Source organism: Hoeflea algicola (genome assembly GCF_026619415.1).
In the GTDB taxonomy this organism is placed as follows: Bacteria; Pseudomonadota; Alphaproteobacteria; order Rhizobiales; family Rhizobiaceae; genus Hoeflea; species Hoeflea algicola.
In genome coordinates this window covers 2,068,709-2,082,851 of the sequence record NZ_JAOVZR010000001.1, presented here as the reverse complement: position 1 = coordinate 2,082,851, position 14,143 = coordinate 2,068,709, and the positions used below count along the sequence as shown (strand labels likewise).

Below are 14,143 nucleotides of genomic sequence, written 5' to 3'. Positions count from 1 at the left end.
GCAAGTCTTGCCAAGGCGCAGGTTGCGCGCAAATCAACGATTCTCACGGCTTCGCGAGAAAAGTTGACTCCTGTTCATGGGTATAGTGTCGCAATTGGCGCATTGTACGTCCTGTTTTACACAGCTGTTGCGGCCGCTTTTAGTTTCTATTCGTGCGGACCGGCCACGCGGCACAAGCGGGCCAGGTTGGGGAGAGGACACGACATAATGGCTGAGTACAAATCCGATATCGAGATTGCCCGCGCGGCGCAGAAGAAGCCGATCATGGAGATCGGTGAGAAGCTTGGTATTCCGCAGCTGGATCTGGTGCCCTATGGCCACGACAAGGCCAAGGTCTCTGCCGATTTCATTGCCCGGCAGAAGGACAAGCCCGATGGCAAGCTGATCCTTGTTACGGCCATCAATCCGACGCCAGCCGGTGAAGGCAAGACCACCACTACGGTGGGGCTGGGCGACGGGCTCAACCGTATCGGCAGGCGCGCGATGATCTGCATCCGCGAAGCTTCGCTGGGGCCGAATTTCGGCATGAAGGGCGGGGCCGCAGGCGGCGGCATGGCGCAGGTCGTGCCGATGGAAGAGATGAATTTGCATTTTACCGGCGACTTCCACGCCATTACCAGCGCTCACAATCTGCTCTCGGCGATGATCGACAACCATATCTACTGGGGCAATGAGCTGGAAATCGACGCGCGCCGGATCGTCTGGCGCCGGGTGATGGACATGAATGACCGCGCGCTGCGCGATGTCGTTGTCAATCTCGGCGGCGTCGCCAACGGCTTTCCGCGCCAGACCGGATTTGACATCACGGTGGCGTCGGAAGTCATGGCGATCCTGTGCCTGTCCAAGGATCTTGAGGATCTGCAGCACCGGTTGGGCGCTATCGTCGTTGCCTATCGCCGTGACAAGTCGCCGATCTACTGCCGCGACATCAAGGCCGATGGCGCCATGACGGTGCTGCTGAAAGACGCGATGCAGCCCAATCTGGTGCAGACATTGGAGAACAATCCGGCCTTCGTGCACGGCGGACCGTTCGCCAATATCGCCCATGGCTGCAACTCGGTTGTGGCCACCACCACGGCACTGAAGCTGGCCGATTACGTGGTCACCGAAGCCGGGTTTGGTGCTGATCTGGGCGCTGAAAAATTCTTCGACATCAAGTGCCGCAAGGCAGGACTGAAGCCCGATGCGGCGGTGATTGTCGCCACCGTGCGGGCGATGAAGATGAATGGCGGGGTCAAGAAGGACGATCTCGGCGCGGAAAACATCGCCGCTGTCGAGAAGGGCTGTGCAAATCTCGGCCGTCACGTGCAGAACGTGAAGAAATTCGGGGTGCCGGTGGTGGTGGCGATCAACCATTTCGTCTCTGACACCGATGCCGAAATCCAGGCGGTGAAGGATTACGTCGCAACGCTCGGTACGGAAGCGATCCTGTGCAAGCACTGGGCACTTGGCTCGGCCGGGATCGAAGATCTGGCGCACAAGGTGGTCGAAATGGCCGAATCCGGCCAGGCGCAATTTGCCCCGCTTTACCCTGACGACATGCCGCTGTTCGACAAGATCGAGACCATCGCCAAATCGATCTACCATGCGGGCGAGGTGATCGCCGAGAAATCGGTGCGTGAGCAACTCAAGCAGTGGGAAGCGCAGGGCTACGGCAAGTTGCCGATCTGTATGGCCAAGACCCAATATTCGTTCTCCACCGATCCGAACCTGCGCGGTGCGCCGACCGATCACACTGTGCCGGTGCGCGAGGTGCGGTTATCCGCAGGGGCTGGCTTCATCGTCGTCATTACCGGCGAAATCATGACCATGCCGGGCCTGCCACGAACGCCATCTTCGGAAAAAATCTTCCTCAATGAAGCCGGCCAGATTGAAGGCCTGTTCTGACGCGTGGCGCGGTGACATCAAAGCCGGGCGGATTTGCCGCCCGGTTCGATTATGATCACTGGCACAGCCGGTAGCCGTGGTTGCGTTTGGCGATGTCGAGATGGAGGTGGTTGTCGTGGCTGGCGTTGGCGCCGGGACCGAGCACGGTGGTGAAATGCAGGCAGCCGCCAGCGCGCACGGCGCGCTGGAATGCTTCTTCGAAGTTGCCGTCGCCACTGCGTGGTGAAATGCCGAGGGGCTTTCGTCCGGCAAATTCGTAGTTGACAATATCGATGGCATTGCCGATCGAATGCTCCGACAGCTTGCCTGTCGCCCGATTGTTGCGTCGCCGGCAGACATAGGCCGAGCCATGGTTGATGGCGTTGAGGGAAACATCACCCGGTAGTGCCGAGGTTGCGGGTATGACCACGGTGCCCACCCACTGCGCCAGCGCGAGCGCCGTTTCGCAGCGCAGTTGCGTTGCGGGCCTCAGCACCACGCTGCTGGCGATTTTGGTGACCGCGTAAGGCGTGTTGATGCCGCAGCCATTCTCACCACTGAGCGGCTCAAGCCTTTCATATGTAACTCCTAACTTTCGCAATTCCGCTTCACAGCTTGCCAAGCCGGTTTCGGAGTCGGCAGGAGCCGATATATCGGGCAGAGGCCCGGGGCTTTGATCGGGGCTTGCCTGTTCCCGCATCGCTGGGGAGCGCACCTTGCTCTCTGGCGTCTCTGTCGATTGCTCCGGTTTTGGTACTGGAACCGGCGGATCCTGTGGCAAGTCCATGCCTGTCAGCATCAGGAAAACGGCGAGGATCATGAAAGTCCGGTGCACCAATACTGATCCTCGCTCTGGTTTTTCGTTCAGGGCCTGCCGAAATCGCGGCTCACCTTACCCCAGGCGCAATGCGGGAAATAGGGGTAGCTGTCTGTGATGAAGTAGACGAATTTGCCGTTGAGCTGGCCGCCATTGCATTGGTCGAGCGTGCCCGAACCGCCGGTGTATTGCCAGTCCTGTACATAGGTGCCGTCATGCTTGCCGCCGGGGCCGCCGTTGCGGATGCCGGGTTTCAGCGTGTAGCCAGAACGGGCCTTGGCACCGAGATAGTGGATCTCGAACCCGTCTGCAGCAAATCCAATCAGGCTGGAGCTGTTGCCCTTGAGAAAGCCGGTCGGCTTGGCGTGGTAGTGATAGAGCCCGCGATTGTCGACATGGGCATTGTTGGCATCAAGGCCGAGCATGTCGCCGGCGCCCTTGCCATCGAGTTTCCAACCCGACGACCGATCGCGGCTGAAGCCGCGTGGCGAAGAGGGATCATAATAGTCGGCGGTGCCGGGGCGGATCATCACGCCGTTGAGCGCGAAACCGGTAGAGCCGCGCAATTGTGTCGCGCGCCCTGTCTTGACCGGGTTTTCCGGCACGCAAACCTCGATCACCTGCGCGGAAATGCGGTTGGGGTTTCCGGCATTGGGAAACCGGCCGGTGGCATGATCGGGCAGGCCGTTGGAGACCATGCAGATCTTGCCGCGGCTCTTGGTGATCGATACCGAACCGGAGGCCGCGTCGGCTGCCACCGCGCTTGCGACGATGCCGGCAACGGTGACGGCGGCGATGACAAAATAGGAGAGTGGGCGGTCCATGAGTTTCCCCTTCTGGTTTGTTCTATTCACGTCTGGACAGGTCAATACTGGCGGTTTGCACCTTTCTGCGGGGTGACGGATTGATTACAGTTTGGTTATGTTGCTGCGCGGGATAAAGCCCTGTTGCGGTCTGCCGGAAAAGGGTTGCAGGGCAATGCTATCCGGTGGGTCAGGGAACGAACCGGTCCCCGGCGAGTTTATCATCACACAGAAAGACAAGGGGCGACACGCAGCATGGCGGTCGAAAAGAGTGCATCATCGCTGGCCGAGTGGCTGGTTCGCGGCGTCAAAAACGGCAGCGCCCATCGCCTGCCGGTGTTGCTGATGGGGGTGGTGACACTCGGTTTGTTCGGCTTCATCTCGATTGCCGATGAGATGGCTGAGGGTGAAATTCGCAATATTGATGAGACACTGTTTTTGCTTCTCAGGGTCCCGGGCGAGCCGTCGACGCCGCTGGGGCCGGACTGGCTGCAGGAAACCGCACTCGAAGTCACGGCGATCGGCGGGTTTCCGCTGATCATTCTCACGCTCGCGGCCGTTACCGGGTTTTTCATCGTCACCAGGCGCTATGGCGCAGCCCTCTATGCGGTGCTGTCGGTCGGCTCGGGAGCACTTTTGAGCCAGACACTGAAGCAATACTACGCACGGCCACGCCCGGATCTGGTTGATCACCTCGACAGCGTTCACACGCTGAGCTTTCCCAGCGGTCATGCGCTGGTGACGACAGTTGCCTATCTGACGCTCGCCGCGCTGGTGATCGGCTTTCTCGGCGATCGGCGAGCGCGGGCCTATGTGCTTGTGGTAGCGGTTTTGGTGGCCGTTCTTGTGGGTGTCAGCCGGGTCTATCTCGGCGTGCATTGGCCCAGTGATGTTGCCGCCGGTTGGGCGCTGGGCGCTGCCTGGGCGAGCTTTTCATGGCTGATCGTGCATTTCCTCAAGCGGCACAGAAACCTGAAACTGGGTTCTTGATACAAAATGCCAATGTGAGTTTCCCCCACCGGTTTAACCGGCGGGGGAAGTTCCAAAGCGTCACGCAGCACTCGGACCGGGATCATTGTCGCCAGAATCCGAATGTGTCTGAGGGTCGCGCTCCGACCCTGCGTCGTAAGCCAGGTGAATCCCGCCGCGGTTACGCTGTTGTTTTAGCCGTTGCCGGCGCGCGGTTTCGGGCTGGAACAGAACTTCCTCGAGCAGGATGCGCTCGGGAATGCCGTTTTCCTGCTTCGGCAGGGTAAGGCAGGCCGATTCCTCCAGTCCCAGCAAAGCCAACCCGCGTGCCGTGGTCAAAGGCAGGCTTTGACCAACGATGCCGGCCATCGCGTCCTGGGTAATGATGGCGGTCTGTGCGGACAGTTCGCCGACGCGGTACCGTACGCGGCTGTTCAAGGTAACAATGTTGTCGGGTACATCCTCGCCGAACACCACCCTTGCGGTGTCGAGCTTGTGTCTGAGCACCTGGCAAACGCCATCTGTCAGCATAAGGCGACGGTCATACATGGTTTCAAGGATTGCAAAATCCTTGCTGGTCAGGGTGCATTCCTGGTTTTTCCACATGGCGATCTCCGATTGCGCCAACTCCTGGCGACGCATGACAGGGAAGGGAGAACTGGTCCCCTGCACCGCGAATGATCCGGTGCAGGGGACGCTACCCTGTCAGGAGGCGAACCCCCTTATGTGGTGGAGAACGGTCGTGCATGATGATCACTCGGCCAATGCAGGGTGTTTGGTCTGACTGACTTCCAGCACCTTCAATTCATGACGCTGGCCGTTGGGCGCTGTCCAGTCGATGGTTTGACCTGCCTTCAAGCCGATCAATGCGGAGCCGACCGGGGTCGTAACAGATATCCGCCCGTCTTCTATATTGGCATCTACGGGGTAGACCAGCGTTACTGTCTTGCTGTCCTTGTTGTCTGCCACATAGGTCACGGTCGACCCCATTCGCACGATCGATGGACTTATCGCGGTGTCGCTGACGATCCGTGCGCGGTCGATTTCCTCGGCCAGGCTGATGGCAAGCTCGGGGCTGCGCTGAGTCCGCGCCGCGGCAAGATTGCTGAGCCGGTCGTAATCGGTTTCGGTGATCGTAATTGCAGGTTTGCGCCTGTTTCTGGGCTGCATTGAAGTATCCACGCAGTGAAGTTGTCCCGATCCGAAACGGATATGGGCATGATTGAGGATTTTGGGTGATTTTTACGCCGTCAAATGCGGGCTGGTAGACGTATCTGCCGTTTGCCTGAATGGCCCGCTTCGCAATCCCGCAGTCCGGGGGCGTAGGGCGCCGAACTGAGGGTTAGGCTTCCGCGATGGGAAAAGCCCTGAACAAGCGAACAATATGGAAGCGATACGTTTTCATGCTGCAAATGTGGGGTACACCCACGGTGATGTCAAGCGGTGGCTTGTATCCCGGGCGCCCCCTCGTATGAACTCGGAGAGGGAAATTTTTGGGCCTGTCTGCCTGTCTCGGCCCTATAGTGGGGAGCCAGCGCGTCATGACTGTGCGGCCTTATCAGATTAAACAATGATATCGGGGGAACCATGTCGAACTTGTCAGGTTAATGGTCATGCTCCCGGACTTGGCGGAATGTAGGGGCAGGGTCCGTGGCCGTGCGTGGCGAGCGCATCAACCGGGCTGATGTACGTATTGATGCCGCTACGCGAGGGCAGCAGATGGCCGCACCGGTACTGACATCAACGAGCTGGCATGACTGGTTCAAGCCATTCGCGCGGCTCGGTTACGGTGCCCGCGGTCTGGTTTATCTGCTGCTTGCCTTTTTCATCGGCAGTGCGGCGCTGACCACCGGCAGCGGCGGCGACACCAAAGATGCGGTTCAGTTCATCACCCGGTCGACAGCGAGCGTGATTCTGACACCCCTGCTGATCGTTAGCCTAGCTGGCTATTGTGTCTGGCGCATTGTCCAGTCGGTGTTCGATACCGACGATCACGGGTTCCGGCCTGCCGGGCTGGCAGTTCGCGCCGGGCTGCTTGGTGCGGCCGCGTCCTACGGGTTTCTGACAGTCTACGCCTTCTCGCTCTGGTGGGGCAGCGCGAGATCTTCCGGCAGCGGGAGTGGTGATGGATTTGCCCGTACGGCTGCGGCGTTCATCGGTGCCGGACCGGTGTCGATCATTCTGGCCTCGGTGTTTGCGATTGTCGGCGGCGCGCACATCTGGAAGGCGGCGGGCCGCAAGTATCACGATCATATCGACGCGCCCGAATCGATCATGCGGTGGATTGATATCGCCGGGATCGGCGGTCTGACCGCACGCGGACTGATCTTCATTGTCATCGCCTTCCTTTTGTACCGCCGAGGCCTGGCCGGCGATGGCGGGCAAGCGAGCCTGCAGGCAGCGCTCGATTTCATTGCAGGACTTCCGTTCGGGGCGTGGCTGCTGGGCGCCACCGCGGGCGGGTTCTTGCTGTTTGCGATCTATTCGTTTGCCGAGGCAGTCTGGCGGCGGATCAATCTTGACGACATGTGAGGCACCGCGCCACTTGATGCGCGGCGTCTGCTGGGCTATGACGCAAACCATGACGATGCATGTGGCACAGAAAAATTGGTGGTGGGCTCGCTTCTAGGCGGCCTTGACCACGCATGCGCGTTTAAGATCAACAAGCCGCCCGGGACCGAAAAGGTCCGGCGGCTTTTTTGTTTGTGCCGCCGGGCCAGGATCACCGGATCGGGTCAGACGGAGAAAAGACATGGGCACGACGGCAAAAGGCGACGGCGCGGAACGTTATGTAACCCGCGGTGGGGTGGCGATCACGCGGCGACGGCGGGAAACACCCTACGCCGATGCGATATCCGATTACATCGATGCGCTCGACAGCCGCCGCGGTGCCGTGTTCTCGTCGAATTATGAATATCCCGGCCGCTACACGCGTTGGGACACGGCGGTTATTGATCCACCGCTGGGGATTTCTGCCAGAAACCGGAAGCTGACCATCGAGGCCTATAACGGTCGCGGCGAAGCCTTGATCGAGATCCTCGCCGCAAAGCTTGGCGGACAGGCCGACTTCACCATTTCCGCGCGTGCTGCCCGGACGCTTGAGATCGACATCCATGAACCCGACCGGGTGTTCTCCGAGGAAGAGCGCTCGCGGGCGCCGACGGTGTTTTCGGTGCTCAGGGTGATTGTCGAACTGTTTCATTCGGAAGAAGACGGAAATATCGGCTTTTATGGCGCGTTTGGCTATGATCTGGCGTTCCAGTTCGATTCCGTGCCGCCGAAGCTGGTCCGCTCCGATGATCAGCGCGACCTGATGCTTTATCTGCCTGACGAAATTCTGGTGGTCGACAACCATGCCGCCAAGGCCTGGATCGACCGCTATGATTTCGCACTCGATGATGTGACCACTGAGGGCCGGGAGGCGGACATCAGTCCCGAGCCGTTCAAACCGGCCGATGTCATCCCGCCCAAGGGCGATCATACGCCGGGCGAATATGCGGAACTGGTCAGGCGCGCCAAGGAGAGTTTCAAGCGCGGCGATCTGTTTGAAGTTGTGCCGGGCCAGACATTCTTCGAGCGCTGCGAAGCCCGGCCCTCGGAGATCAGCCGCCGGCTGAAAGCCATCAACCCGTCGCCCTATTCGTTCTTCATCAATCTCGGCAACCAGGAGTATCTGATCGGCGCGTCGCCGGAGATGTTCGTGCGGGTCAATGGCAGACGGATCGAAACTTGTCCGATCTCGGGCACGATCAAGCGCGGCGAGGATGCCATTTCGGATTCGGAGCAGATCCTCAAGCTGCTCAATTCCAAAAAGGACGAATCCGAACTGACCATGTGTTCGGATGTCGACCGCAACGACAAGAGCCGGGTGTGCGAGCCCGGTTCGGTCAAGGTGATCGGCCGCCGTCAGATCGAGATGTATTCGCGGCTGATCCACACCGTCGACCATATTGAAGGCCGGTTGCGTGACAACATGGACGCGTTTGACGGCTTTCTAAGCCACGCCTGGGCAGTAACCGTGACCGGTGCGCCGAAGCTCTGGGCTATGCGGTTTCTCGAAAACAATGAGAAAAGCCCGCGCGCCTGGTATGGCGGGGCCATCGGCATGGTCGGCTTCAATGGCGACATGAACACCGGGCTGACGCTGCGCACGATCAGGGTCAAGGACGGGATCGCCGAAGTCCGCGCCGGCGCGACGCTGCTATTTGATTCCAACCCCGAAGAAGAAGAAGCCGAAACCGAACTCAAGGCCTCGGCGATGCTCTCGGCGATCCGCGATGCGCGGCGTGGCAATGCGGATGTTGCCGGCAGGCAGACAGCGCGGGTTGGCGACGGGGTATCGATCCTGCTGGTCGATCACGAGGATTCCTTCGTCCATACGCTGGCCAATTATTTCCGCCAGACCGGCGCGAAGGTGACCACCGTGCGCTCACCGGTGGTTGATGCCACATTCGAGCAGGTGTCGCCTGATCTGGTGGTGCTGTCGCCGGGGCCGGGGCGGCCCAAGGATTTCGATTGTGCCGCCACCATCAAGCAGACGCGTGCCCGAGCGGTGCCGGTGTTTGGCGTCTGTCTCGGGCTGCAGGCGATTGCCGAAAGCTTTGGCGGAAGCCTGCGCGAACTGGCCGTGCCGATGCATGGCAAGCCATCGCGAATCCGGGTGGCGTCCAAAGGCATCATCTTTTCCGGCCTGCCCAACGAGGTGACGGTCGGGCGGTATCATTCGATTTTTGCCGACAGTGCCACATTGCCGAAGGAATTCCGGATTACAGCGGAAACCGATGACGGAGTGATCATGGCGATTGAACACGAGAGCGAACCGGTGGTCGCTGTGCAATTCCATCCTGAATCGATCATGACGCTCGGCCAAGATGCCGGAATGCGGATAATCGAGAATGTGGTGGCGCACATGACGCGCGGAAAAAAGGTGAAGGCGGCATGAGACACATCCACAGAACCGGCCGGGGTCTGATGACCGGTGCATCTGCTGCCCTTGTTGTTTGCCTGTCTGTCGGGGTAGCCCCTTCATGGGCGCAGTCGGATGAAGAGGCGGAAGCCGGGCGGGAGTTGGTCGAGACCAATTGCAGCCGCTGCCATGCGGTGGGGACGGCGGATGCCAGCCCGCACAAGGCGGCGCCGCCGTTCCGCAAACTGTCTGACAGTTTCCCGATTGACGCGCTTGAGGAAGCCTTCGCCGACGGACGGATCTATTCGAACCATCCCGACATGCCCGAATTCATCGCCACGCCGGAGCAGATCGAGGCGATCATCACCTATATCGCCTCGCTGCAGAGCTGACCGGAGATGCCACAATCTGCTCTCACCGTGCGGCGGCTGGCGTTCTGGTCGATCCCGCTGGCGCTCGGTGTGATGGCGCTCAAGTTCGTCGCCTGGCATGTCACCGGGTCGGTCGCGCTTTATTCCGATGCGCTGGAATCCACCGTCAACGTGATTGCCGCGCTGGCGGCGTTCATTGCCGTCGGCTACGCCCAGAAGCCGGCCGATACCGGCCATCCCTTTGGTCACTACAAGGCTGAGTATTTTTCCGCCGTGCTGGAAGGTGTGCTGATCGCTGTTGCAGCCCTTTTGATCGTCAACGAGGCGATTGCCGGGTTGATGGCGCCGCAACGGATTGAAGCACCGGGGCTGGGGCTGGCGATCAACGCCAGTGCTGCGCTGATCAACGGTGTCTGGGCCTATGTGCTGATCCGCGCCGGACGGCGTTACCGCTCGCCGGCGCTGAGCGCTGATGGCCATCACATTTTCTCCGACGTCATCACCTCGGCCGGCGTCATCATCGGGCTGGGTCTGGCGATTGCCTTTGATCAGCCGCGGCTTGACCCGTTGCTGGCACTGATTGTCGCCATTAATGTGTTGTGGCAGGGCTGGAAGGTAATTGCCTCATCGGTTGACGGGCTGATGGACCGGGCGATTGATCCCATCGATGAGCAGCGCATACAGAGCATCATCAAGGCCGAAGCGGGCGGCGCCATCGAAGCCCATGATATCCGCACCCGGATGGCGGGCAGGGTGTCTTTTGTCGAGTTTCATCTGGTGGTGGACGGCGACATGAGCGTGGAAGCATCGCACGCGATTTGCGACCGGCTGGAGACCAGGCTGCGCCAGCAGGTCGAGGGCATTCGGGTGACCATCCATGTCGAGCCCGCGCACAAGGCCAAGGATGAGGGTGTCAGGCTGACCTGAGAGATCTGTGAGGCTTGATCAGGTTTTCGATCGCAAAGCCTGCTATCCGCCAAACTTGTCGAGCGCCATGCGGAACACATCGGCATCGACATTGCCGCCGGAAATGGTGACGATGACGTCTTCGCCTTCGATCTCGTCTGCATGAAACAGCGCGGCTGCCAAAGCCACAGCACCGCCAGGTTCGGCGACGAGCTTGAGCCGGGAAAAGGCATGAGCCATGGCGTGAAGCGCTTCGTCCTCGGTCACGACCAGTCCTGGACCGGCAAGCCGGGAAACAATCGGAAAGGTCAGGTTGCCTGGTTGCGGGGTGATGATCGCATCGCAAAGCGAGCCGGAGAGGCGGCTGTTGCGCTCGATGACGCCTGACGCCAGGCTGCGAGCCATGTCGTCAAAATCTTCGGGTTCCACCGGGCGCGCCCGCAGACACGGGGCGTCCGCCTCAAGTGCCAGCGCAACCCCCGCGGTAAAGCCGCCGCCGCCGCAGCAAACAAGCACATCGGCCTTGGTGATGCCTTCGGCGCTCGCCTGTTCGGCGATTTCCAACCCGCAGGTTCCCTGACCTGCAATCACCAGAGGGTTATCATAGGGCACGATCAGCGTCAGGCCGTGTTCTTCCGATAGCCGCGCGCAAATTGCGTTCCTGTCATCTTTTGCGCGGTCAAACAGAACCACCTCGGCTCCGAGAGCCCGTGTATTGTCGATCTTCGACTGCGGTGCATCCGATGGCATGACAATGATCGAACGCACGCCATGCCGGCTCGCTGCCAGGGCCACGCCCTGCGCATGGTTGCCGCTGGAAAAGGCGATGACGCCACGTGCCCGGGCTTCGGGATCCAGCCCCGACACCGCCGACCATCCGCCGCGAAACTTGAAGCTGCCGGTGTGCTGCAGGCATTCCGGCTTGACCCAGACCCGCCGGCCGGCGATCTCGTCGAGGAATGGAGAATTCAGCAAGGGCGTGCGCCGGGCATGGCCTTCAAGCCGGGCCTGGGCGGCGCGGATCATCTCGATGTTCATCCGGGGGTCCTCATGTGAATCGTTTGTCAGGATGCTATCGGCGCAGTGGCCCGTCTCCAAACCCTTTTGCGGCTTTGGCATGCTCGGATCATCCGATAAACGAAAAACGCCGCGCGATCCTGATCACGCGGCGTTTGCCAATCTCATATAGAAGAACGTTTATGCCGCCTGATTGTGCAGGCGGTTATAGAACATCGGATTGTCCTGGGTACCGCTGAAGGTCTTGGCGAGCGCCAGGACGCCAAGATCGGCGATCGGCTCTATGATGATGACCAGCATGTAGGCGCCACCAAAAGCTGCAATCTGCGAGAGGTTTTCAGCACCGAAGCCGTGGCCATACAAAGCCCAGAATCCAACCCACATGACGATGCCGCCCTGATAGCTGGTCGAGAGCGCGAGTGCCTGCTTGTAGGACACATCCTTGTAGGCGGTGCCCGCCGGGATGATGCGCTTGGCAATCAGCGACATGGCGTAGAGCGGCACCAGCAGGGTGGTGACGTTCATACCGTATTGCGGCAGATCGAAAGGCGCGAAGAAAACGCCTTGCATCAGCAGCCCCAAAGCCAGGCCAATTGCCGCGGGACCGGCCCCGAACATCAGATACAGCGTCGAGCCGAGAATGAGATGGACTTCCGAGACGCCGATTGCGTGGTGAGGAAACACTTCGAAGAACACAAATACCATCAGTGTGGTGATGACCGAGCGCATTCCAAGGGCTGCGACGCCACCATCGTTGCGGATCGTTTCCCAGGACATCTTCATCAGAAGGCCACCAGAAGCAGCGGCCGTTGCGTAGCTCAGAACGATCTTTGCGCCGTCAACGACGCCAGGTTCAATATGCATAACGTAATCCTTTCCGCACCCTTCGTGCGACAGGTTGAATTCGGAAGCGTATGATGGCTTCCCCGAAATTCGGGCAGGTCTCCTGGCTCGCGCTTCATGGCCGTCATCCGCCTTCCCGGATTTCTCCAGTGGCATGATGGATGCAGCTCGCGCTTACAGTTGCGAGGGCAGCCACGGATCGGGTCCCATTACGGGTCGTCCCTACCGTGTTCCCCTTTAATCCCGAAGGCTTGGCCTTCTTGGAACCCGAACAGGCCAAAACTAATTCACACTACCTGAGATGGCAATCTGAAAAGACGACGTTACGCGGCAAACTCCGTTGCTTGCCTTGCTCCTGTGGCCCTCATTGTCAGATCGGATTGCCGGTGCCGACGCTGACTGTTACGCATCCGGGATGAATGTTGAAAACACCGACCATCCCGATTTGCTCGGCTCCGGGCTTGCAACGTTTGCCGTCATCGCCGCTTCCGTGGGGTTTGGTCTCGTTCCCTATTTTGCCCGTACACTGACGGCTGAAGGAATGGCGCCGCACGCAATCGCCTTTTTCCGCTATGCCTTCGCCGCGATCGTGCTCTTACCCTTTGTCTGGCTGGCCCGGGCGCAATGGATGGCGCTTATATGGGGGCTCGTTGCCGGTATCGGCATGGGGGTCGGCTGGGTCGGTTACGTCCGCGCCGTCGAGATCGTTCCGGTATCGACGGCGGGCATTCTCTACATGACCTACCCGGTGTTCACGCTGCTGATTGCCTGGCTGGTATTCGGCGATTCGCCGGGTCGCCGCGCCATCCTGGCGGCGTTGATGATTGTCGCGGCCGCCGCACTCGCGACGTCGCCGGATGCGATCACGCCGGATCAGGTTCCTGCACTGATTCTGTCCCTGGCGGCCCCACTGGGGTTCGGCTTTGGCATCAACGTGCTGGTGCACAAGCTTGCCGTGCTCAAACCGGTGGTGCGTATTGCCTGTGTCAGTCTCGGCTCGGTTCTGGGGCTGTTGCCGCTGATGGCGACGACCCCGGTGGCGGCGTTGTTTCCCGTTACCGTGTCAGGCTGGTGGCTGGTGGCGGGCATCGCCTTTGGCTCGGCGCTGGTTCCGCAATTGCTCTATACCGTGGCGGCTCCCGTCATCGGCACTGCCCGGACGGCGATTGCCGGCAGTTTCGAGTTGCCGACGATGTTTCTGGTTGGCTGGTTTGCCTTTGCCGAGCCGGTCGGAACTGCCCAATGGGCTGCCTGCGCAATTGTCATTCTGGCGATTGCGCTGACGCCACGGAAGTCGATTCGCAGTGTGGCTGCCAACATAGCGGTTGAGACTAAACGCTGTTCATGACGTCGAATTTCCTTGCTGCGCCGCAACAAAAATATGCCGGCGCGCCTTGACATGGCCACATTTTTCGGGCCTAAGGGGGCAACTGGATAGGGGCCCTTTCGGCCGCTGCACGCCTCCTTAAGCGATGAGCGTGTTCTGACTTCCCCTAAAATCCACCTTGAAATTTCGCGTCGGCCAGCGGCGATGCGCCCAACCCGAACACCCCCGATCGCGGAGATACCGCTGCCGGAGGGACTTGTTTTATCGGGCATGGTCCGCGAATTGGCGGCGCTCAGCGCACGCCCCGACGCCTGCCCA

At 60.2% G+C, this 14,143-nt stretch carries 13 protein-coding genes and 1 riboswitch; of the genes, 7 read left to right on the top strand and 6 right to left on the bottom strand.

Annotated features, from left to right (window positions below):
- The first annotated feature begins 207 nt into the window (after positions 1–207).
- A complete protein-coding gene (locus tag OEG84_RS10270) occupies positions 208–1,887 on the top strand; it encodes a formate--tetrahydrofolate ligase (protein WP_267653671.1) in 1,680 nt (559 codons plus the stop codon).
- A gap of 55 nt (positions 1,888–1,942) precedes the next feature.
- Here the strand turns inward: OEG84_RS10270 and OEG84_RS10265 are convergent, their stop codons facing one another.
- Positions 1,943–2,701 carry an extensin-like domain-containing protein gene (locus OEG84_RS10265; protein WP_267653670.1) on the bottom strand — a complete coding sequence of 253 codons (759 nt, stop codon included), beginning with the start codon at positions 2,699–2,701 and terminating at the stop codon, positions 1,943–1,945.
- Between the two features lie 29 nt (positions 2,702–2,730).
- Complete coding sequence (locus OEG84_RS10260; protein WP_267653669.1) at positions 2,731–3,507, bottom strand: YHYH protein; 777 nt, start codon at positions 3,505–3,507, stop codon at positions 2,731–2,733.
- Positions 3,508–3,741: 234 nt separating this feature from the next.
- Here OEG84_RS10260 and OEG84_RS10255 point away from each other — a divergent pair, with 234 nt between their 5' ends.
- Positions 3,742–4,476, top strand: a complete 735-nt coding sequence (locus OEG84_RS10255) for a phosphatase PAP2 family protein (RefSeq protein ID WP_267653668.1) — start codon at positions 3,742–3,744, stop codon at positions 4,474–4,476.
- A gap of 60 nt (positions 4,477–4,536) precedes the next feature.
- Here the strand turns inward: OEG84_RS10255 and OEG84_RS10250 are convergent, their stop codons facing one another.
- Complete coding sequence (locus OEG84_RS10250; RefSeq protein WP_267653667.1) at positions 4,537–5,127, bottom strand: GreA/GreB family elongation factor; 591 nt, start codon at positions 5,125–5,127, stop codon at positions 4,537–4,539.
- Between the two features lie 81 nt (positions 5,128–5,208).
- Entirely contained in the window at positions 5,209–5,625 is a 417-nt protein-coding gene (gene rnk / locus OEG84_RS10245) for a nucleoside diphosphate kinase regulator (protein ID WP_267653666.1), read from the bottom strand.
- 480 nt (positions 5,626–6,105) lie between these two features.
- Between rnk and OEG84_RS10240 the strand changes: the two genes are divergently transcribed.
- The 4 genes from OEG84_RS10240 to OEG84_RS10225 all read left to right on the top strand — a co-directional run bounded on the left by OEG84_RS10240 (position 6,106) and on the right by OEG84_RS10225 (position 10,659).
- Entirely contained in the window at positions 6,106–6,987 is an 882-nt protein-coding gene (locus OEG84_RS10240) for a DUF1206 domain-containing protein (protein ID WP_267653665.1), read from the top strand.
- Between the two features lie 220 nt (positions 6,988–7,207).
- Positions 7,208–9,397, top strand: coding sequence for an anthranilate synthase (locus OEG84_RS10235; RefSeq protein ID WP_267653664.1), 2,190 nt, complete (start codon positions 7,208–7,210; stop codon positions 9,395–9,397).
- Positions 9,394–9,753 carry a c-type cytochrome gene (locus OEG84_RS10230; protein WP_267653663.1) on the top strand — a complete coding sequence of 120 codons (360 nt, stop codon included), beginning with the start codon at positions 9,394–9,396 and terminating at the stop codon, positions 9,751–9,753. Before OEG84_RS10235 ends, OEG84_RS10230 begins: the two co-directional genes overlap by 4 nt.
- A 6-nt stretch (positions 9,754–9,759) precedes the next feature.
- The gene (locus OEG84_RS10225; protein ID WP_267653662.1) at positions 9,760–10,659 is read left to right on the top strand and encodes a cation diffusion facilitator family transporter; all 900 of its coding nucleotides are present in this window, start codon (positions 9,760–9,762) and stop codon (positions 10,657–10,659) included.
- A 42-nt stretch (positions 10,660–10,701) separates the two neighbouring features.
- Here the strand turns inward: OEG84_RS10225 and OEG84_RS10220 are convergent, their stop codons facing one another.
- Together OEG84_RS10220 and OEG84_RS10215 are read right to left on the bottom strand one after the other, a co-directional pair.
- The gene (locus OEG84_RS10220) at positions 10,702–11,676 is read right to left on the bottom strand and encodes a threonine ammonia-lyase (RefSeq protein WP_267653661.1); all 975 of its coding nucleotides are present in this window, start codon (positions 11,674–11,676) and stop codon (positions 10,702–10,704) included.
- 159 nt (positions 11,677–11,835) lie between these two features.
- Positions 11,836–12,519, bottom strand: a complete 684-nt coding sequence (locus OEG84_RS10215) for an energy-coupling factor ABC transporter permease (protein WP_267653660.1) — start codon at positions 12,517–12,519, stop codon at positions 11,836–11,838.
- Positions 12,520–12,574: 55 nt separating this feature from the next.
- Positions 12,575–12,784: riboswitch (cobalamin riboswitch) on the bottom strand.
- Between the two features lie 129 nt (positions 12,785–12,913).
- On the opposite strand from OEG84_RS10215, the gene OEG84_RS10210 reads away from it, so the two are divergent.
- Positions 12,914–13,846: a DMT family transporter gene (locus tag OEG84_RS10210; RefSeq protein ID WP_267653659.1), complete on the top strand. Its 933-nt coding sequence runs from the start codon at positions 12,914–12,916 to the stop codon at positions 13,844–13,846.
- Positions 13,847–14,143 lie beyond the last annotated feature (297 nt).